At 56.2% G+C, this 19,097-nt stretch carries 15 protein-coding genes; 7 read left to right on the top strand and 8 right to left on the bottom strand.

The window, feature by feature from the left end:
• Positions 1–88: 88 nt before the first annotated feature.
• Complete coding sequence (locus tag H6G07_RS17300; protein WP_338420711.1) at positions 89–1,075, top strand: DUF72 domain-containing protein; 987 nt, start codon at positions 89–91, stop codon at positions 1,073–1,075.
• 46 nt (positions 1,076–1,121) lie between these two features.
• On the opposite strand, the gene H6G07_RS17295 is transcribed toward H6G07_RS17300, so the two are convergent.
• Positions 1,122–1,343: a DUF4327 family protein gene (locus tag H6G07_RS17295; RefSeq protein ID WP_171973034.1), complete on the bottom strand. Its 222-nt coding sequence runs from the start codon at positions 1,341–1,343 to the stop codon at positions 1,122–1,124.
• Positions 1,344–1,826: 483 nt separating this feature from the next.
• On the opposite strand from H6G07_RS17295, the gene H6G07_RS17290 reads away from it, so the two are divergent.
• The gene (locus H6G07_RS17290; RefSeq protein WP_073609355.1) at positions 1,827–2,114 is read left to right on the top strand and encodes a hypothetical protein; all 288 of its coding nucleotides are present in this window, start codon (positions 1,827–1,829) and stop codon (positions 2,112–2,114) included.
• An 83-nt stretch (positions 2,115–2,197) separates the two neighbouring features.
• On the opposite strand, the gene H6G07_RS17285 is transcribed toward H6G07_RS17290, so the two are convergent.
• Positions 2,198–3,928, bottom strand: a complete 1,731-nt coding sequence (locus H6G07_RS17285; protein WP_073609217.1) for a PhnE/PtxC family ABC transporter permease — start codon at positions 3,926–3,928, stop codon at positions 2,198–2,200.
• A 20-nt stretch (positions 3,929–3,948) separates the two neighbouring features.
• Here H6G07_RS17285 and H6G07_RS26105 point away from each other — a divergent pair, with 20 nt between their 5' ends.
• The 3 genes from H6G07_RS26105 to H6G07_RS17270 are packed head-to-tail and all read left to right on the top strand — an operon-like array spanning position 3,949 to position 6,921.
• The gene (locus H6G07_RS26105) at positions 3,949–4,275 is read left to right on the top strand and encodes a hypothetical protein (RefSeq protein ID WP_199312196.1); all 327 of its coding nucleotides are present in this window, start codon (positions 3,949–3,951) and stop codon (positions 4,273–4,275) included.
• Positions 4,276–4,291: 16 nt separating this feature from the next.
• Positions 4,292–5,686 carry an argininosuccinate lyase gene (gene argH / locus H6G07_RS17275; RefSeq protein WP_073609216.1) on the top strand — a complete coding sequence of 465 codons (1,395 nt, stop codon included), beginning with the start codon at positions 4,292–4,294 and terminating at the stop codon, positions 5,684–5,686.
• The gene (locus H6G07_RS17270; protein WP_084173254.1) at positions 5,686–6,921 is read left to right on the top strand and encodes a tetratricopeptide repeat protein; all 1,236 of its coding nucleotides are present in this window, start codon (positions 5,686–5,688) and stop codon (positions 6,919–6,921) included. Before argH ends, H6G07_RS17270 begins: the two co-directional genes overlap by 1 nt.
• Before the next feature lie 145 nt (positions 6,922–7,066).
• Here H6G07_RS17270 and H6G07_RS17265 read toward each other — a convergent pair whose 3' ends face one another.
• The 3 genes from H6G07_RS17265 to H6G07_RS17255 all read right to left on the bottom strand — a co-directional run bounded on the left by H6G07_RS17265 (position 7,067) and on the right by H6G07_RS17255 (position 13,083).
• Entirely contained in the window at positions 7,067–7,705 is a 639-nt protein-coding gene (locus H6G07_RS17265; protein ID WP_084173252.1) for a late competence development ComFB family protein, read from the bottom strand.
• Between the two features lie 342 nt (positions 7,706–8,047).
• Positions 8,048–10,663, bottom strand: a complete 2,616-nt coding sequence (gene clpB, locus H6G07_RS17260) for an ATP-dependent chaperone ClpB (protein WP_073609213.1) — start codon at positions 10,661–10,663, stop codon at positions 8,048–8,050.
• 320 nt (positions 10,664–10,983) lie between these two features.
• Positions 10,984–13,083 (bottom strand): FAD-dependent oxidoreductase, encoded by a 2,100-nt coding sequence (locus tag H6G07_RS17255; RefSeq protein WP_073609212.1) that lies wholly within the window; start codon positions 13,081–13,083, stop codon positions 10,984–10,986.
• Positions 13,084–13,597: 514 nt separating this feature from the next.
• On the opposite strand from H6G07_RS17255, the gene H6G07_RS17250 reads away from it, so the two are divergent.
• Both H6G07_RS17250 and katG read left to right on the top strand, forming a co-directional pair.
• Positions 13,598–14,158 carry a redoxin family protein gene (locus tag H6G07_RS17250; RefSeq protein ID WP_073609211.1) on the top strand — a complete coding sequence of 187 codons (561 nt, stop codon included), beginning with the start codon at positions 13,598–13,600 and terminating at the stop codon, positions 14,156–14,158.
• A 56-nt stretch (positions 14,159–14,214) separates the two neighbouring features.
• Positions 14,215–16,599 carry a catalase/peroxidase HPI gene (gene katG / locus H6G07_RS17245; RefSeq protein WP_338420710.1) on the top strand — a complete coding sequence of 795 codons (2,385 nt, stop codon included), beginning with the start codon at positions 14,215–14,217 and terminating at the stop codon, positions 16,597–16,599.
• Positions 16,600–16,847: 248 nt separating this feature from the next.
• Here katG and H6G07_RS17240 read toward each other — a convergent pair whose 3' ends face one another.
• From H6G07_RS17240 to H6G07_RS17230, 3 genes are all read right to left on the bottom strand, one after another.
• On the bottom strand, positions 16,848–17,093 hold the full coding sequence (locus H6G07_RS17240; RefSeq protein ID WP_073609209.1) for a YlcI/YnfO family protein: 246 nt from the start codon (positions 17,091–17,093) through the stop codon (positions 16,848–16,850).
• Positions 17,090–17,518: a putative toxin-antitoxin system toxin component, PIN family gene (locus H6G07_RS17235; protein WP_073609208.1), complete on the bottom strand. Its 429-nt coding sequence runs from the start codon at positions 17,516–17,518 to the stop codon at positions 17,090–17,092. Before H6G07_RS17235 ends, H6G07_RS17240 begins: the two co-directional genes overlap by 4 nt.
• A gap of 236 nt (positions 17,519–17,754) precedes the next feature.
• The gene (locus tag H6G07_RS17230) at positions 17,755–18,927 is read right to left on the bottom strand and encodes a 3'-5' exonuclease (RefSeq protein WP_338420714.1); all 1,173 of its coding nucleotides are present in this window, start codon (positions 18,925–18,927) and stop codon (positions 17,755–17,757) included.
• Positions 18,928–19,097 lie beyond the last annotated feature (170 nt).

The raw sequence follows: 19,097 nt of genomic DNA, 5'->3' as shown, positions 1-19,097 counted from the left end.
GTGTCTTTCCCCGAAGATGTGGTCTAAAGCATAACTAACCTAGGCTAGCCCCGACCTCTATCTGTCTCAACCCTTAACCTGTTGCCCTGTGCTGACCCCTGGCATTCCCGATCGCTTCCCAGGGAGGGCTGATATTAGGTCAGAATTAAGAGGCAACAGGCAATCGGGGGCGGCAACAATGGCGGGGTCTTACTTCACTGGGTGCGCGGTGTGGGCGTTTAAAGACTGGGTGGGCAGCTTTTACCCCAAGGGCAGCAAGGCGGGGGATTTTTTGCGGCTGTACAGCGATCGCATGACTGCTGTCGAGGGCAACACCACCTTTTATTCCATGCCCGATGCCAAAACCATCGATCGCTGGGCCGTCACCATGCCCCCCGGATTTCGGTTTTGCCCCAAACTGCCCCGCGCCTTTTCTCACCAGGGCAAGCTGATGCCCTTTGTCGAAGAGTCTCACCGCTTTCTGCAAACTCTCATGCCCCTGGGAGACCGGCTGGGGCCACTATTCATTCAGCTGCCGCCTACCTACAGCCCCGAGCAGCTTGGTGATTTAAGGGAATTTCTCGCCTGCTGGCCTCGGCAAACGCATCCTATTGCTGTAGAAGTACGCCACCTGGACTGGTTTGCCGAACCCCACGCTACTCGCCTGAACCAGATGCTGAGCAGCCTGGGCGTAGGCCGTGTACTGCTCGATACTCGCCCCATCTACGACTGCATCAACACCCCTGACGATGACCCGCAAATTGGCTCCGAGCGCAAGAAACCGAGGGTGCCGCTTCAGCCTGAGGTGACGGCCCCGTTCACAATTATTCGCTATATCAGCCACCCCGACTTGGCCTATAACCAGACCTATTTTGATGAATGGGTGCCCCGGCTGCACCAGTGGCTAGAGGCCGGTACCGACGTCTATTTCTTTGCCCACTGCCCCCAGGAGGCCAGATCGCCAGCGGTGGCTCGTGAGGTCTACCACCAGCTTCAGCAAGCCGGGGCCAACCTGCCCGAGCTGCTGTGGGATGTGGCCGAACAACAAAAAGCCGAGGAAGACAACTCCTCGGCTCAGCTCAGTTTGTTTGGATGAATAAATAAAAAATTAGCCCTGATTTAGACGACAGCCTTAGCTATGGCTAGTCGTTTTCCCAATCTTCGCGGCCCATGAGATCGCCGACGCGATCGCGCAGCAAAAACCCAGAAGACTCTAGCTCGGTTTCCACCAGCGCCCATTCACGGGCGGGGATGTGGCGGCAAAGGGTATAAATCGGTTGCTGACGGCTAACCACACCCTTTTGAACCAGCTGTCGAGCTTCGTCACGGATGATATCGATGGAATAGTGGAGGGACTGAAGCATAGCTAAACCCAGTAACGACGGAGGAGCTGCAAAGGTAAAAGTCAAGTAAGTCAGACAAGAATCTTTAGATTCTGTGTTCTAGTTTACTGATAGTTTTGAGGATTTGGCTAGCAGCTCTTGCTTATTCTCGCCTTAATCCTTCGGTGGCACCATTAACAAATGCTGTAATTTTGCCTTTAGCACACTCCTAAAAGTGTGGCAATGTTGTAACATGCAGCCTTCGTCAAAATCCATGCAATATTTGCATGACTAAGGCACTAGACTGCCTCCTCAGCCTTCCCTTGGCCTTGGCTTGGATCGCAGGGCCAGTAGCGTGACATTGCGACCTTTTAAATTTTCGGCATCGCCTGGCTCGGTTCGGTAGGCTAGATAAGGTCGCCACTGGCGGTGCCTGGGTTAGCGGCTGGCCTGCTCCCTTAGCCTTCACCTAAGTCGTCGCTGATGCTAACCTGCGCCATCCACCCTCTACCGGGAGAATCGGTCGTGAGCGTAACCGACGAACTCTTTCACCGGGCTAACGATTTATGCCGCCGCCGCGCCTACGAACAGTGGCATCGGCGGCAGAGCAAGCAGCAGATTTTGCGATCGCAGGTCGGCTTTCAATCTCTGCCGCCCACTCGACCCCAACCCTGCCAGGGCTGCACTAACTATCACGGCATCGCCTACGGCACCAGCCGCGCCAAGCGCTGTATGCTGGTGTGCGCAATCCATCCCCAGGGGTGGCAGGGGGGTGGAGGGTGTCCCGATTGGCGAAGTGAAGGTGAGGGGTAGGGAGTGAGGAGTGGGGAGTGGGGAGTTAAGGTGATAGAGAACTGATTAGCACCATCACCCCCTACCCCTTACCCCCTACCCCATCATTCCCTCAACACCCCCCGCAGCCGCTGGCTCACCGCATCTACTCCAAAAGTCAGCACCACAAAAACGCCTAGGGTGATCGTCACGCCGCTGTAGTCGAAGCTGCTGATTTGCTCGGTGAGCAGACGGCCTAGGCCACCGGCACCGACCAGGCCGACGATCACGGTTTCGCGCAGGCAGACTTCCCAGCGGTAGAGAATGTAGGCCAGAAAGCGGCCCAGGTTTTGGGGCAAGATGCCGTAGGCCACGATCGCACTGGGGCTGGCCCCCAGGGTGCTGAGGGCTCGGACGGGGCGATCGTCCAGGTTTTCGTTGACCTCGGCCATGAGCCGACCGAGGATGCCGAAGTTGTGTAGCGCGAGGGCCAGCGCCCCTGGCAGCACGCCGGGGAACAGCATGTAGAGCAGCACTAGTGCCCAGATAGGGGCGGGGATTGCGCGGCTGATCAGCAGCACGAGCCGACTTAGACCCAGCAAGGTATAGGCCATCCAGGCAGACCCACCCCGCTGGCCGATGGGACGCAGCAGGCCGCCCGGCAGCAGAAAGTTTTGGGCGGCGGGTAGCGAGAAGAGGATGCCAAACAGACCCGCCAGGGCGATCGCCACCATTGACATCGCCACCGTCAGCCAAGAGAGCCGAGCTAAATTCACCAGCTCGGCCCAGCTCGGCAGGGGTGACCAGCCGGTGCCCAACAATTCACCCAAAAGGCGCTGGGTGCGGGCCGACCACAGCACCACTACATCTAGCTGCAACCACCACCAGCTCAGGGGAATCGCCAGGGCAGCTCCCATCCACGACAGCCGCAGAAACCAGTCTTGGCTAGGCGCTTTAAAGGCAGGCCGAGACGAAGCTCCCGGTTTGCGGTTGATGTCGAGGCGGCTGGTGAAGCCCATGCGGCGGCGCACCAGGGCACTCCAGGCATCCACCGCGCCGTTGAGCACAATCAGCGCGTAGAACCCTGTCCACAACTGCTCATAGCGCAAGGATTGCAGACTCAGAAAAATCTCGTAGCCCAGGCCTCCGGCCCCAATAATTCCCAAAACGGCGGATGCCCTGAGGGAACATTCAAAGCGGTAAAAAGTGTAGGAGAGGAGGTTGGGTAGCGCCTGGGGCAGTAGCCCGTAGATAAAGGCCGCTAGCGGCGGCGTGCCAGCATTGAGCAGGGCGTGGAGCGGTTCGGGAGGCGTCTCATCCAAAATTTCTGAGAAGACTTTGGCGACGATCGCCCCAAAGGGAATCGCGATCGCCAGCACCCCCACCAGCGGGTTTAGCCCCAGCACTTGCAGCAGCACCAGCCCCCAGATCAGCTCGTGGATGGCGCGGGGAAAGGCCAGCAGCCCCCGCACCCCCAGCCACAGACTGCGGCGCAGATCTGAAGCTTCTCCAGGCAGAACCGTCTGCCACCACACCGCCGAGGAGAGCAGACCACCTATCATCCCTAGCCCCACGCTGAGGGCTGTGCCCAGCACCGCGTAGGCCAGAGTCACCAGGGCGGCGCGGCCCATGAGAACGACAAACTCAGGGCTGAGATCGGGGCGCAGGCTAGCGGCCAAGAACTCGCGTAGCTGGGGCCACCCGCCCAGGTTGATCAGCTCGGTTCCAGGCCGACCCAGTCCTGCCTGATACGCGGCTAACCCCAGGGCCGCCAAGACCGCTAGAGCGCTGACGGTTTTTGGGTTCCAGAGGCTCGGTCGCAGCGGTATGGTGATAGTCTGTTGGGTGTTAACCATGCTCAGGTCGTCACCCCACTATGGATGTCATGCTCCAGACCCACGGTTTTCTCTCGCAAGATGCTGCCCTGCTTTCTGTAGATACGCTGCTGCGCCCCATTAGCCTGGGCGATGGCGACAGTTTCAGCGGCTATTTTACCGGAGTTGAGCTACCTGCCGTGGCCGGAGTGGCCGGATTTACGGTAGATACCGAGGCGCTCTCCCCAGTGCTGGCCCAGCAGTTTGACCAAGACATTTTGGGGGATATGGTCGATATCTGGAACAATTTTGTTGAATCAGGACAGTTGTGGGCACTGCTCTTCGGTATTGTGCTGGGATATTTCATCCGCAACCTGACTGCCTTTTAACCCAGACCGCACAATAATGCAAACGCCCTCTCCCCAAACCTGGAGCCAGCGCTTTGAAACGGCGCTGCACCCTGCGATCGCGCTTTTCAACGCCAGCATCGGCTTCGACATTCAGCTAATTGAGTACGACCTCACCGGCTCAGAAGCCCACGCCAAAATGCTGGTCAAAACAGAGATCATTAGCCCCGAAGAGGGCGAGGCGATCGTCAATGGGCTCGAAACCATTCGCCAGGAGTATCGCCGGGGCGACTTTAACCCCGGTGTCGAGGCGGAGGATGTGCATTTCGCCGTCGAGCGGCGGCTGACGGAGCTAATTGGCGACGTGGGCAAGAAGCTGCACACCGCCCGCAGCCGCAACGACCAAGTGGGCACCGACCTGCGCCTCTACTTGCGTGCCCAGATCGAGGCCATCCAGGGCGAGCTGCGCCAGTACCAGCAGACCCTGCTGAGCCTTGCCGAAGACCATGTGGAAACCCTGATTCCGGGCTATACCCACCTCCAGCGGGCGCAGCCGCTGAGTTTGGCCCACCACCTGCTGGCCTACTTCGACATGGCCCAGCGCGACTGGGAGCGACTCCACGACCTGCAAAAGCGGGTAAATATTTCGCCCCTGGGCTGCGGTGCCCTGGCGGGGACGACCTTTCCCATCGATCGCCAGTATGCTGCCGAGCTGCTGGGCTTTGAGAAAGTCTATGGCAACAGTCTGGATGGGGTGAGCGATCGCGACTTTGCCATCGAGTTTGCCTGCGCCGCCAGCCTGATCATGGTGCATCTGTCGCGGCTGTCCGAAGAGATGATTCTCTGGGCGTCGGAAGAGTTTAGCTTTGTCACCCTCAACGACAGCTGCTCCACCGGCTCCAGCATTATGCCCCAGAAGAAAAACCCCGACGTGCCCGAGCTGGTGCGGGGCAAAACTGGGCGCGTGTTTGGCCATCTGCAAGGCCTGCTAGTGATGATGAAGGGTTTGCCCCTGGCTTATAACAAAGACCTGCAAGAGGACAAAGAGGCGATCTTTGACACGGTCAACACCGTGCGCGGCTGCGTCGAGGCCATGACCATTCTGCTGTCTGAAGGGGTCAACTTCCGGGTGCCGCGCCTGCGCCAGGCTGTGAACGAAGACTATTCCAACGCCACCGACGTGGCTGACTACCTGGCCACCAAGGGCGTGCCCTTCCGCGAGGCCTACAACCTGGTGGGCAAGGTGGTGAAGACTTCTTTAGCGGCGGGTAAGCTGCTGCGCGAGCTGACCCTAGAAGAATGGCAGGCCATTCACCCCGCCTTTGAGGACGATATCTACGCGGCGATCGCTCCTCAACAGGTGGTCTCGGCCCGCAACAGCTACGGCGGCACTGGCTTTGACCAGGTGCACCAATCGATCGCACGGGCAAACCAGGCCCTAGGAGAAGGCTGATGATTAGCCTCTGCATGATTGTCAAAGACGAGGCCGCTACGTTGGCCCGCACGCTTGAGAGCGCCCAGGGAGTAGTGGGCGAGATTGTGGTCGTCGATACGGGGTCGGTGGATGACACCGTGGCGATCGCCCAGTCCCACGGGGCCAAAGTCCACCGCTTCGCCTGGGATAACGACTTTGCCGCCGCCCGCAACGAATCGCTGCGCCACGCCACAGGGGACTGGGTGCTGGTGCTCGACGCCGACGAGGTGCTGCTACCGGAAACCGCCCAGGTACTGCAACAGCTTGACCAGGGGAAACCTTTGGGGGATGTCGCCGCCGAAGACGTGCTGGCTGTGAACCTGCTGCGCCTGGAACTAGGTGCTCCTCAAGCCCCCTACACGCTGATCACCCGCTGCTTTCGCCGCTTGCCCGAGATCACCTTTAACCGCCCCTACCACGAAACCGTGGACGACAGCGTGGCGGCACTACAGGCGCAGGAGACTCGCTGGCAGGTAATTACCCTGGGCGAGGTAGCTCTGCACCACACCGGCTACGACCCAGCCGTGGTCGTGGAGCGAGGCAAGTTCGATCGCGCCCGCACCGCCATGGAAGGCTACCTGGCAGAGCACCCCAACGACAGCTACCTGCTGAATAAGCTGGCGGCTCTCTATGTCGAGTCTGACCAGGCTGAGCTGGCCCTACCGCTGCTCGATCGCGCCCTAGAGCAGGCCGATGTCCTAGACGAGCTGACCCGCTACGAGCTTCACTACCACCGCGCTCTAGCTCTAGCCGATCGCCCCGCCCAAGCCGCCCATGACTACGAATCTGCCCTCGCCGAAGCTGTACCCCCCATGCTCAAGCTGGGTGCGTGGATTAACTACGGCAGTTTGAAAAAATCCCAGGGCGATCTGGAGGGGGCGATTGCATTGTTTGAGCAGGCGATCGCGGCTGACCCAACCCTGGCGATCGCCCACTACAACCTGGGCACCGCCCACCGCGCTCGGGGCTATCTAGATGAGGCGATCGCCGCCTACCGCCAGGCGATCGCCCTCAACCCCAGCTATGCTGAAGCGCACCAAAACCTGGGAGTAGCCCTGTTTAAGCTGGGGCAGTTGCCTGAAGCGTTGCAGGCCTTTAAGCAGGCGATCGCCCTTTATGAGGTCACCGATCCTGCTACGGCTGCTGGTCTACGCAGAGGCGTCAGCGCCTTGGGCATTTCACCCCTACTGCTGGCTCAAGCAGGCTTTATGTAGGTGTAGCGCCGCCGAAAATTTGCTGGAGTGGGCACTGGGAGATGTGGAAATCGCCAGCACAGAGGCAACTTTGTGCTGGCGATTAGGTTCTGATTTAGAGATCACCTTGAACGACTAAGCGGCGATCGTAGGTTTCGGGCCGCGTCTACTTAGAGTAGCGGTTGTCGTTCCAGTCAAAGCCAGAGCCTGTCTGGGCTGAGCCAGGATTGTGGGTTTTTTTCCACGAAACCTCAGAGCCATAGGTGCCGGGTCGCCAATAGTGGCTATGGTCAGGGTCAGCAGCGGCGGTCACGTCAGGAGCATCATTGCGGTAGCGGGTGCGGTGCGACGGCTCTTGAGCCGGGGCTGTGGGTGGTTGGTCGCCGCGACGGCCAAGCAGAGACCGCAAGCGATTGATCGCCCCATCCCAATTGAGGTCGGGCTGCTTAAGCAGGTCGCGCAGGGCGGTGAGGGCAACGCTGGCCGCGTCGTCTTGCTGGTTGTGCAACGGCTCAGATGCCCGAATTGGATCGACCTGCACAGCGGCAAAGGCCTGGCGCACTGCGCTTTTAATGTGATTGTAGAGTTCTCGCTTGGCTTTTTCATACTGAAGCTGCCGCCCTTTTTCGCTAGAAGCGTAGAGCGAAGGCAAACGGTTGAGAGCATAGGTCTCTACCTCTACCCGCTTGAGATACTTCAGCATGCGGGGCTGCATGGTTTTGAGGTGCTTTTCCACCTCTTCAGAGACGAGCAGTTCCATTACATTGACGTAGGTATGTCTTGGAACGTCGTGATCAATCTTCATAGGGAACCCCACTTACTATTGAACGAATCGGTGCAAAACCAGAGTTCTCTGGTTTGTCATAAAGATGCTCCTGCTTGGTCACTCATTGCCGAAACCATATTAGGGGTGACGGATGGTAGCTGCATTGACTGACATACCGATAGTATGCCCAAATAGATTCCGAGAACCTACTGAATAATATTTGAGTCTATATACTAACGCTGCCAGTAAAAATGCCCATGACCCATATTGTCAAATCCAGAGCAAGCCGCGCAACCGTAGCCCTTTAAAGTGTTGCGGCTTGTTTCAAAGGTTAAACCCTAGGGAAAGGGGAGGGCCGCTTTCCCTAGGGTGATCGGCAGGTTAGACCTTAAGCAGGTCGGCGTTGAGTCGTCTAAAAGCGAGCCGCTCATTTTCGACATCCACATGGATGGTGTCGCCCTCGCCAAACTCACCCCGCAGAATCGACTTGGCAATTTGAGTTTCGAGTTCGCGTTGGATAGCGCGCTTCAGGGGGCGCGCCCCATAAACGGGGTCGTAGCCTACCTCAGCTAGAAAGTCGAGGGCCGATTCACTCAGCTTCACCGCCATCTTGCGGGCTTCGAGCCGGGTTTCGAGTCGGGCAACTTGCAGTTTGACAATTTCCCGTAGCTGCGACTTGAGCAGCCCGTGGAAGATGATCATTTCATCGACTCGGTTGAGAAACTCGGGCCGGAAGTTGCCCCGCAGCGCGTCCATCACCCGCGATTTCATCTCGTCGTATTTAGCGTCGTCGCCCGCCACATCAAGAATGAACTGGGAGCCGATGTTGCTGGTCATGATGATGATGGAGTTTTTGAAGTCTACCGTGCGGCCCTGGGCATCGGTAACGCGGCCATCGTCCAGAATTTGCAGCATGACGTTAAACACGTCGGGGTGCGCTTTCTCGATCTCGTCGAAGAGGATAACCGCAAAGGGGCGACGGCGGATCGCTTCAGTGAGCTGACCGCCTTCGTCGTAGCCAACATATCCGGGAGGTGCACCGATCAGCCGCGAGACGGCGTGTTTCTCCATGTATTCCGACATGTCGATGCGCACCAGGGCCTCTTCGGTGTCGAACAGGTAGGCGGCTAGGGCTTTAGCTAGCTCGGTTTTGCCCACCCCAGTGGGGCCGAGGAATATAAAGCTGGCGATCGGGCGGTTGGGGTCAGCTAGGCCGGCGCGCGATCGCTGAATCGCATCGGCCACCGCCGTCACCGCTTCCTCCTGACCGATCACCCGCTCGTGCAGTTCGTCTTCGAGCAGCAAGAGCTTCTGCATCTCCGATTGCACCAGCTTGCTGACCGGAATGCCCGTCCACTTAGAGATGATTTCGGCGATGTCTGCTTCCGTCACCTCTTCACGCAGCAGAGTCTTGCCGGTGGTTTGGGTGTCGGCTAGCTGAGATTCGGCGGTTTCGAGTCGGCGCTGCAACTCGGTGAGCTTGCCGTACTTGAGTTCGGCGGCCCGATTCAGGTCGTAGTCGCGCTCGGCCTGCTGAATTTCTATGTTGACCTGGTCAATCTCTTCTTTGACCGACTGAATGCTGTCGATGGTGTCTTTTTCAGACTGCCACTGAGCATTCAGGGCGCTCTGCTGCTCCTTGAGGTCGGCTAGCTCGCGCTCAATGCGCTCCAGACGCTCCACGGAGGCGGCATCAACTTCTTTTTTCAGCGACAGCCGCTCCATTTCGAGCTGAAGAATTTTGCGATCGACCTCGTCCAATTCCTCAGGTTTAGAGGTGATCTCCATCTTCAGCTTGGCGGCAGCTTCATCTACCAGGTCGATAGCTTTGTCAGGCAGGAAGCGATCGCTGATGTACCGGGTAGACAGTGTGGCTGCCGCCACCAAGGCGCTGTCGGAGATTTTCACCCCGTGGTGCGTTTCGTAGCGATCTTTAAGGCCGCGCAGAATAGAAACCGTGTCCTCGACGCTGGGCTGATCCACATAGACCTGCTGGAATCGGCGTTCCAGAGCAGCGTCTTTCTCAATATATTTGCGGTACTCATCCAGCGTCGTCGCGCCGATGCAGCGCAGCTCGCCGCGAGCCAGCATGGGCTTCAGCAGGTTGCCCGCATCCATCGCCCCCTGGGTCGCGCCCGCGCCGACCACAGTGTGAATTTCGTCGATAAAGAGAACGATTTGCCCTTCGGAGTCGGTGACTTCTTTGAGCACGGCTTTGAGGCGCTCTTCAAACTCACCCCGGAATTTTGCCCCGGCAATCAGCGCGCCCATGTCGAGGGCGATTAGCTGGCGGTCTTTGAGCGATTGGGGTACGTCGCCGTTGACGATGCGCTGGGCCAAACCTTCGGCGATCGCCGTCTTACCAACCCCCGGCTCGCCAATCAGCACTGGATTATTTTTGGTGCGGCGAGAGAGAATCTGGATGGTGCGGCGAATTTCGTCGTCGCGGCCAATCACCGGGTCGAGCTTGCCTCGACGGGCAGCATCGGTGAGGTCGCGCCCATACTTTTCAAGGGATTGATACTTGCCTTCGGGGTTTTGGTCGGTCACTTTTTGGGTGCCTCGAATATCTTGAATGGCCTGCTTGAGCTTGGCTTCGCTCAAGCCCAAATCTTGAAACAGCGCCTTACCAAAGCGGGTGTCGCCAGGGTAAGCCAAAATTAGATGCTCGATGGAAATATATTCGTCACCGTAGTCTTTTTTGTAGCGGTCGGCGCGATCGAGCAGGGCATCTAGCGATTTGCCCAGGTACACCGACGAACCCGACCCCGAAACCTTGGGCTGGCCGTTGATAAAGGCTTCGGTGCGATCGCGCAGCACCTGCCCATTGACCCCCAGCTTGGCAAAAATGCTGCTGGCCAGGCCGTCCTGGTCAAGCAGCGCCAGCATCAAGTGGTCGCTCTCGATCTGCTGCTGCTGCGACTGCTTGGCAATATCCTGCGATCGCACAATGGCATCCCAGGCTTTTTCGGTAAATTGGCTTTGGGTGGGTTGCATAGGCTCCGCTCTCCCGTGGTTACTCCATAAAATCTCTGTATGGTTGCATTGTAGGAAGAGTGGCCTACCTAACAGGATCGGTGTTTACGATTGTTCTCAGGCGGGTTGCCGTCTCCAGCTTGAATCCCACTTCTATGTAATCCCAAGTGAATCGCAAAAATCTGTAGGGTAGGCATCTTGCCCGTGCAGGCAAGATGCCTTTGTTCTAAGATCTGTGGTTCTTCAAAAAAACCAGGGTTCAGGATCGCTCAGGATCCTAAACCCTGCTGATGGGTGTCGCTCAAGGGCGACTGCTTGGGTTGATAGCTGGCGCGATCGCCCTACCAGGGCCGCCAGTTGCCCCAGTCTTCGTTAAAGATCGAAGTGTTCGGGAACTGCACCGGGTTGCCGCTACTCTGCAACTCGGTCCGCAGCTGGTCGAGCAGGGGCTCATAGCTGGGCAGGTCATCCACTAGCTCGTAGGGCAGCACCCCGTTGCGCAGCGAGAAGTCGATGGAGTGCGCCGCTGCCGCCCCCACCGACCATTCAAAGGAATGCACCCGGTAGGCGGCGGCGGCACTGTAGCTGGCGGCAATGCTCTTACTGGCCACCAGCATGTTGTCTACCCGCTGAGGAATCATCGCCCGCAGGGGAATTTGGGCGGGGTAGGCCTGGCCGTGGGCCTGACGCACGCCGGGCCGCTCAATATTGCCGGGGGCCTCCGCTGGGTACTCAGCCATGCAGGGGTGAAAGTCGATCGCATACTGGGCGATGCCAACGGTGTCAGGATAGAGGCGCGATCGCGCCCGAATCGGGAACGTGTTGGGGTCGGCATCGGGCGCAAAGGTATCTACCGTTCCCAGACCCGCCAGGTAGCGCCGCAAAGATGTATAGGTGCCCTCGTCTAGGTTCTCCTGATAGAACTCAGCGGTAAAGTCATTCCACGAAAAGTCCACTTCGCTGATCATGAACCCATTTTCGTAGCCATAAGCAGGCCGACCAATAATCCGCCGCGCCTCGCGAATGTAGGGATACTTCGACAGGCCGTGGGCCGTATTCATCGGCGAATCTAACCCCTGCAAATAGCGGTTATAGGGCTCAGGCTCTTTCCAGGATTCGTCGATTTGCGAGTCGGTGGTGCCGGTGGTCAGCCAGTAGAAAAAGCCGATCGCATTCTCTTCGCCCTTGCGCAGGGTGTCGGTGCGCAGGCCGCCCAGCCAGCCGCCCGGCTCTAGCTGACCGCTGGCCGCCAGCTGGTCTTCGGTCAAAATCAGGTTGTCCTGCTCGGTGCCAGGGCGATAGTCGTTGCCCCAGGTCCAGTTCTGCATTGAGATGTCGCCCACGCCTGGGCGAGGCACCCCAGAGATTTTCGCCTCCGTTTGAGGCGAGGCATTCCATAGGCGGCGGTAGGTGAAGACAAAGTCGAAGTGGTCTTGGGCCGTTTTTAGCGAGTCGCGCTCGCGCTCCCAGCTGTAGTAGGGCGCGTAGGTGCTATAAAACTCAGGAATATCGTAGGTTTGCGGCTCGGCAGTGCGCTCCATGGCAAAGGTGTAGGTAAACCCCTGGGTGCAGTAGGGGTCGCGCTCTTGCACGGGCGACGAAGGGTTGAGGGGCGATCTTGGGTCTAGCCCCAGCTCGTAGGGCACATCGGCCAGGGCAATTAGCTCGCCGGTCTCGGTGGCCTCAACCACAAACCAGTCCACCTTGCTGTCGGGAGCATTTTCCATCCGTTCCAGCTCAATGCCTGCGGGCACAAACTGAATAATTTCCTTCGCCAAGCGGGCCGAGTCGTCGTAGGTGTAGGCGTCTTCGATAATTTCGGAGAGAAAGTCGGTGTTGAGGGGTTCTGTACCCGGTGCGGGGCTGTGGCGAATCGCGACCACCTCCTCAATCTGGGTGCCATCGGTGCTCAAGCTCAGGTCTTTGACCACCGTATTGGGGAACCACTTGAGTTCGCCGCCGCCCTCGCGCTCTGCCTCGGCCAGCATTTCCATCAGAATGGCGTTGGCATCGGCGGGCAAAAAGCAGGAGGCGCTCACCCAGCAGCCGCCGGGGTTGAGTTTGCCGTATTTGCGCTCGACGCGATCGCGCAACTCCTTATACCCCCGCGAATAAAACAGCTGCCGCCGCTGCTCCCGCGACTCATCCAGCGCCGTGGTGCCCTGGGATGAGATCTGCCCTCCGACCCAGTCGGTCAGCTCAGTCATGCAGACCGTGTGGCCCATCATCAAGCTTTCGTAGGCGGTGGCGGTACCGGCTAGGCCACCGCCAACAATCAGCAGTTCGCACTCGACGACCTGGTCGGGAGTTTGGGGCACCTGGGCAATGCGGGGCGATACCGACTCCTGGGCCTGGGCGTTGCCAATGGGGAGCGGTATCGAACCGGCAACCAGCGTGGAGGCTAACAGGGGAGCCGTTAGGGCGCGAAAAAAGCGTTTCATAGCAAACCAAAGGGGGCGTATCGATTGCACCCTCTAGCTTATCGGCTGATTGTAGGATTCGGCTATGGTTGGCGTCGCCGCCTGCTGCCGTGGGCTTTAACCCTGCACCTGACTGGGGACAGATTTTATTTTGTAGAGATATTACATGTTGCAAAACACTTTTATGTTTAGCTCCCAAGCGCAAAGGAGTTGATTAAGCTGGCATCATGCAAACTCGTAGTGAGTATGACTTAAATGCCTGCATGAGTTTGTAAGCCCCAGGGGCGCTTAGTTGGAGCACCCCCAACATGCTGGCTAACGCAAAGGAGTTTTATTGTTTTTGCCAATGCCTTGCACCTGTTAGCAGAGCGCGATTGCTTCGAGTTAACGGGTGCTTGATAGGGATGGCCTGCAACCATTTCTTCATTACGTTCGAGGGCAGGTCGTCAGTATTCGCAGGGTAGTCTCCCTACCCATCAATTTCTTAGTTGAGAAGAACCTAACTGATATTGAATGCGAGTAAGGAGCTGGGCACATGTTTTTCAACTATGAGGGCCAGCCTGTCCCTCCCGTCACCTTTCGAATGTTTACCGAGGCGGATAGATACGAGCTTTCGACGGCGGATCTTTTTGATCACAAAACCGTGGTGGCATTTGCCGTGCCAGGAGCGTTCACCTGTCCGCACTCGCCGATTCAACTGTTGGCTTACAACGAATATGCCAAGCTATTTCGAGCGAATGGCGTCGATGACATTTTTTGTATTTCGGTGAATGATCCGTTCTCGCTAGCCGCTTGGGCTCAGGCAGAAGGTGCCGATCAGGTTCGCTTCCTTCCCGATGTCAACGGTGACTTTACCCGCCAGATGGGGATGATGGTCAACCTTTCCGATAAAGGGATGGGATACCGCTCCTGGCGCTATTCCATGCTGGCAAAAGACGGGGTGATTGAAAAAATGTTTGTAGAACCAGACGGTTTTGAGGCGATGCCTGTTGTCTCTAATGCCGACACCATGTTGCACTACATCAACCCAGAGGCCAGGCAGCCGAAGCAGACCGCTGTGCTGATGCAGATGTGGCGGACGATGCTTTCTGTCTAAGCAAAAAAGTTACGCAGAGAAGAAAACTTACCTTAACCACAATCAGGAAAGGAATTATGACGAGTAGCCAAATGAAATGTCCGTTTCCCATGAGTGGCAAGCTAATGGAAATCTGGCGGGCCATATCCTCTGTTCTGGCATCAAGTAGCGCAGATAGTGGGAGCGCAGATAGTGGGGCAAAACTTGAAACCAGTACGCCCCAGCCCGCAGCCCCTAATGTTGTCAGTAGTGCCAGCAAATGCCCGGTTCTAAGTGGGCCTCAAACTCGGATGGGGACTTCGAACCGCGACTGGTGGCCGAATGCTTTAAATTTGAACATGCTCCATCAGCACTCGGCTAAGGCCAATCCGATGGGGGAGGATTTTAACTATGCCGAGCAGTTCAAGAGTCTCGATTTAGCGGCCCTGAGGGCAGATATCTATGAGCTAATGACCACCTCGCAGGACTGGTGGCCCGCCGACTATGGCCACTATGGGCCGCTCTTCATTCGGATGGCGTGGCATAGCGCTGGCACCTATCGCATCGGCGACGGTCGCGGCGGGGCAGGTTCGGGCAGCCAGCGGTTTGAGCCGCTCAACAGTTGGCCCGACAATGCCAACCTCGATAAGGCCCGCATGCTGCTCTGGCCGATTAAACAAAAATACGGCAACAAAATTTCCTGGGCCGACTTGATGGTCTTTGCGGGCAACTGCGCTCTAGAGTCGATGGGCTTCAAGACGTTGGGCTTTGCGGGCGGGCGTGTGGATGTGTGGGAGCCAGAGCTAGATATCTACTGGGGTTCTGAGAAGGCTTGGCTCGGCAATGAGCGCTATGAGGGCGATCGCGTACTTCTAAACCCCCTCGCTGCCGTGCAGATGGGTCTGATCTACGTCAACCCCCAGGGACCAGATGGCGAGCCTGATCCGCTAGGTTCAGGCCGAGACATTCGCGAAACCTTTAAGCGGATGGCGATGAATGATGAGGAGACCGTCGCCCTCACCGCCGGGGGGCACACCTTTGGCAAGTGCCACGGCGCGGGCGAAGAGACCCACATTGGGCCGGAGCCAGGGGGGGCTACCATCGTAGATCAGGGCTTGGGCTGGAAGAGCACCTTTAACTCGGGGGTCGGTGTCGATGCGATCACCAGCGGCATCGAAGGCGCATGGACTCCCACACCAACCCAGTGGGACAACAGCTACCTGGAAACTCTATTTAAATATGACTGGGAGCTGACCAAGAGCCCAGCGGGCGCATGGCAGTGGAAGCCCAAGGGCGACGCGGGCGCAGGCACGGTGCCCGACGCCCACGACCCGTCGAAACGACACGCCCCGATGATGACCACGGCAGATATGTCGATGAAGATGGACCCGATCTACAACCCGATCGCCCAGCGTTACCACGACAACCCGGATGAGTTTGCCGAGCAGTTTGCCAAGGCGTGGTTTAAGCTAACCCACCGCGACATGGGGCCGCGATCGCGCTACCTCGGCCCTGAAGTTCCCCAGGAGGAATTCTTGTGGCAAGATCCCGTCCCCCCCGTTGACCACGACCTGATTGACGAGCAAGATATCGCCGCGCTCAAAGCTAAAATTCTTGAATCAGGGCTGTCGGTCTCCCAACTGGTTTCAACCGCCTGGGCGTCGGCCTCCACGTTCCGCTGCTCCGACATGCGGGGGGGTGCGAACGGGGCACGCATTCGTCTCGAACCACAGAAAAATTGGGAAGTCAATCAGCCCGAGCAACTGGCAACGGTTCTGCAAACCCTGGAGGGCATTCAGCAGGAGTTCAACAACTCGCAGTCAGGCGGCAAGCGGGTTTCGATCGCAGACCTGATCGTGCTGGGCGGCTGCGCGGGCATTGAGCAAGCGGCGAAAAACGCGGGTCATGAGGTGACAGTGCCCTTCACGCCGGGCCGCACCGATGCCACCCAGGAGAAAACCGATGTGGAGTCTTTTGCTCCCATGGAACCAACTGCCGACGGGTTCCGCAACTACACCAGCGGTAGACACAGCGAATCCCTCGAAGAGCTGCTGATCGATCGGGCGCAGTTGCTATCGCTGTCTGCCCCGCAAATGACCGCTCTTGTCGGTGGCTTGCGCGTTTTGGGGGCAAACTTTGGCGGGTACAAGCACGGCGTCTTCACCGATCGCCCCGAAACCCTGACCAATGACTTCTTCGTCAACCTGCTCGATCTGGGCACAACCTGGAAGGCGACCTCTGAGGATGAGTATGAGTTTGAGGGTAGCGATCGCAAAACCGGCCAACAAAAGTGGACCGCTACTCGCGTTGACCTGATCTTTGGCTCAAACTCTCAACTCCGCGCCCTGGCAGAAGTCTACGGAGCCGCCGATTCGCAGCAGAAGTTTGTGAATGACTTTGTGGCAGCGTGGGATAAGGTGATGAACCTCGATCGCTATGATTTGCGATCAGTTCAGGCAGAAAGTGCTGCGAGGGGTTTTTAACCCTAGCGTTAGCTAGGCTAATTAGAAGCCAAAAGCAGAAATGATAGCGGCGTTTCAAGATGAGTTGAAACGCCGCTATCTGCTTTGGGTGCAAAGCCCAAGGCTGCTTATGGTTCCGACCAAAAGTAGAGCTGATCTCTTGATAAATATCGCTACCTGCTCTAAACCTTAACGTTCCGCTTTACCCGACGCAGATAACCTCTCGATCCAAGGGAATAACCTCGCGGCGGTCGGGTGCAAGCGGGTTGTTATGCTGGCGGCAACTGGTCATACAACTCTGGCTCAACGTCAGCTACTTTAGCCAACACGGACTCATATTTCATTCGATCGCCCCGGCTTGCGCGCTCCTGCAAATACCCTTCAGTCGTTAATGCTGAAATTTTCTCGGCAACTGCCAGGGCTATAAACTGATCGAGCGAAACCCCGTCTTGCGCTGCAAGGCTCTGCAAGATTTTATATAAAGAGTCAGGTAGCTGGATGCTTAACGTGCTCATGACAGTCCTCCAATAGACTCCAGGAAACTTGCCGGGGTAACGGCATCAACCCCAAACCGCTCAATGCCTGCGAAATCGCGGATGTTGTATGTCACTACGCTATCACACCCCGCTTTAACCGCCAGTTCTAGCACCATGTCATCCTTTGGATCGGGCAAGAATGGTCGCCAGAGGAAGAAAATCTGGTGATGGGTCGCAACAGAACAGTGAAAATCCAGGAAATCTTGTACGTCTGAGGCATTAATGGCCAAATTTGGCAATTCTCGCAATAAGACCTCTTCGTACTCCAGAACTAGCGGTACAGAAAGATTGATGTTGAACTGCTCGCTGCCAACCAACCCTAATAGACGAAAAGCGCTCCCGTTCCTAGATCGTAGCCCAGCAACAACAACATTTGTGTCGATCACAATTTTGGGTACGGGCATTGGCAGTAGCACCAGAGGCGTTTATTGGTAACCCGCCAATGTTACCGCCTACACAGATCCTTGTGACGGTGACTTTTTATACCTGGAGAAATCTTTCTCGGATTGCCCTAACCAAAGAATAGTCGGCATAACGTTCCCGACCAGCGGCTCTCGTCCGTCTGCTGCGTCGGGGTTGTTATGCCACCGTGTCTGCGACAAGAGAACAACATAAACCAAGTAACAACTCTATATCTGAATTACTTCTGTGAAATTTGTGCCGGGAAATTATCAAAAATGTAACTCTGCTGTCCACGATTAATAACATAGCTAGCTAGCATTTTCTCTAAGTCATCATAAAATTTCAGTTGAATGCCGTTTGCATGAGAAATCCATTGAGTATTGGCGAAAAATAACTGTACTGAAAAATTTTGCGCTGAGTAATTTCGCCACCAAGTTTTCAATCGGCTATCCCACTCATAACCTTCGGATCTCAGTAGTTCCCTAATCGTGAAAGTACCATTACTACTTCCCCCATTTTGGTTAGTTACCTTAACAGTGATCCGCCTTGTTTTTTCAACAACAGGGTCATAGGCTGACCAGTCTAGCAAAGGAAGATTTATCCTCCTTTGCAAATCTTCAACAAAAGGAGAGATATTATTTGTCTCGGTTAAAATAAACAAATGTTCTACAGCACGAGTTAGTGTAACGTAAAAAAGGCGGCGTTCCTCATCCCCTGCACCTTCAATTGAGCTTCCCAAAGCAAATGTAAACATTAAGTCTGGATGCAGCAATGGGTAAGATCGAGGGACAGCATCTAGGACAATAACAATTTCTTTTTCTAAGCCCTTATATTTGTGAGTAGTCGATATATTTATCTTTCCCCTTAAAGTTTCAGGAAACTTTGAGCGTAATAATTCCAAAAAATTGCCTAGTTGACCTCGTCTTTTATGACGCTTTTCTCCATAATTTATGTACCAAGGTAGATTATTTTTTCGACTCAGTAGAACTACGCTTTTATCGTGTTTAAATGCTCTATTGATCAAGCGTAAAATAGCAGGTGTAAAATCATCTCCTGGATGATCCTCTTGTTCAACTGGCAACGGCTTAAAATTACTAAGATTAGCAATCTCTACTTTCCCTAACGATTTATTAATCTCACGGGCGGGATTGCCTAGCCCGTTCATTAGCTGATTGCTAACCCTCACAATAGAGTCTGCTGAACGATAATTAGTACTAATAGAAAGCTTGGTAGAGGGTTGAAAAATCTTCTCAAAGTTTTGATAAAAAGATAGATCAGAGCCAGCAAACCCATTGATCGCTTGCCAGTCATCACCAACACAAAAAAGTTGCACACCAGAATTTTGCGTCCGAATAGCTTCTATTAAGCAATGGAAGAGCTTGGAGAAATCTTGATATTTATCGATAGATATGTATCGTAGGCTCTTCAGATCTCCGTTTCCAGTAGTTTTTCGCCGAAATACTGTCTGTCCTGAAGCAACGGGCGCATCCCAGTTATGCGATGAGCAATAATGCTTAGGCTTGCCTAGGGCTATGAGCGCTAAGCTTTGAGTAGTTCAGCCTAGGACCCTCATTTCCATGG

The sequence above is a fragment of the Phormidium tenue FACHB-1052 genome, from assembly GCF_014696675.1.
Lineage (GTDB): Bacteria > Cyanobacteriota > Cyanobacteriia > Phormidesmidales > Phormidesmidaceae > Nodosilinea > Nodosilinea tenuis_A.
The sequence above is the reverse complement of the archived record's forward strand: the minus strand, read 5'-3'. Positions and strand labels throughout refer to the sequence as shown.

What these genes read in the sequence shown, in the direction of transcription:
- H6G07_RS17285 (WP_073609217.1), bottom strand. Translation starts at nt 3,928, where the DNA reads ATGGTTAACACCCAACAGACTATCACCATACCGCTGCGACCGAGCCTC.
- H6G07_RS26105 (WP_199312196.1), top strand. Translation starts at nt 3,949, where the DNA reads ATGGATGTCATGCTCCAGACCCACGGTTTTCTCTCGCAAGATGCTGCC.
- H6G07_RS17265 (WP_084173252.1), bottom strand. Translation starts at nt 7,705, where the DNA reads ATGAAGATTGATCACGACGTTCCAAGACATACCTACGTCAATGTAATG.
- clpB (WP_073609213.1), bottom strand. Translation starts at nt 10,663, where the DNA reads ATGCAACCCACCCAAAGCCAATTTACCGAAAAAGCCTGGGATGCCATT.
- argH (WP_073609216.1), top strand. Translation starts at nt 4,292, where the DNA reads ATGCAAACGCCCTCTCCCCAAACCTGGAGCCAGCGCTTTGAAACGGCG.
- H6G07_RS17240 (WP_073609209.1), bottom strand. Translation starts at nt 17,093, where the DNA reads ATGAGCACGTTAAGCATCCAGCTACCTGACTCTTTATATAAAATCTTG.
- H6G07_RS17270 (WP_084173254.1), top strand. Translation starts at nt 5,686, where the DNA reads ATGATTAGCCTCTGCATGATTGTCAAAGACGAGGCCGCTACGTTGGCC.
- katG (WP_338420710.1), top strand. Translation starts at nt 14,215, where the DNA reads ATGACGAGTAGCCAAATGAAATGTCCGTTTCCCATGAGTGGCAAGCTA.
- H6G07_RS17255 (WP_073609212.1), bottom strand. Translation starts at nt 13,083, where the DNA reads ATGAAACGCTTTTTTCGCGCCCTAACGGCTCCCCTGTTAGCCTCCACG.
- H6G07_RS17235 (WP_073609208.1), bottom strand. Translation starts at nt 17,518, where the DNA reads ATGCCCGTACCCAAAATTGTGATCGACACAAATGTTGTTGTTGCTGGG.
- H6G07_RS17250 (WP_073609211.1), top strand. Translation starts at nt 13,598, where the DNA reads ATGTTTTTCAACTATGAGGGCCAGCCTGTCCCTCCCGTCACCTTTCGA.
- H6G07_RS17295 (WP_171973034.1), bottom strand. Translation starts at nt 1,343, where the DNA reads ATGCTTCAGTCCCTCCACTATTCCATCGATATCATCCGTGACGAAGCT.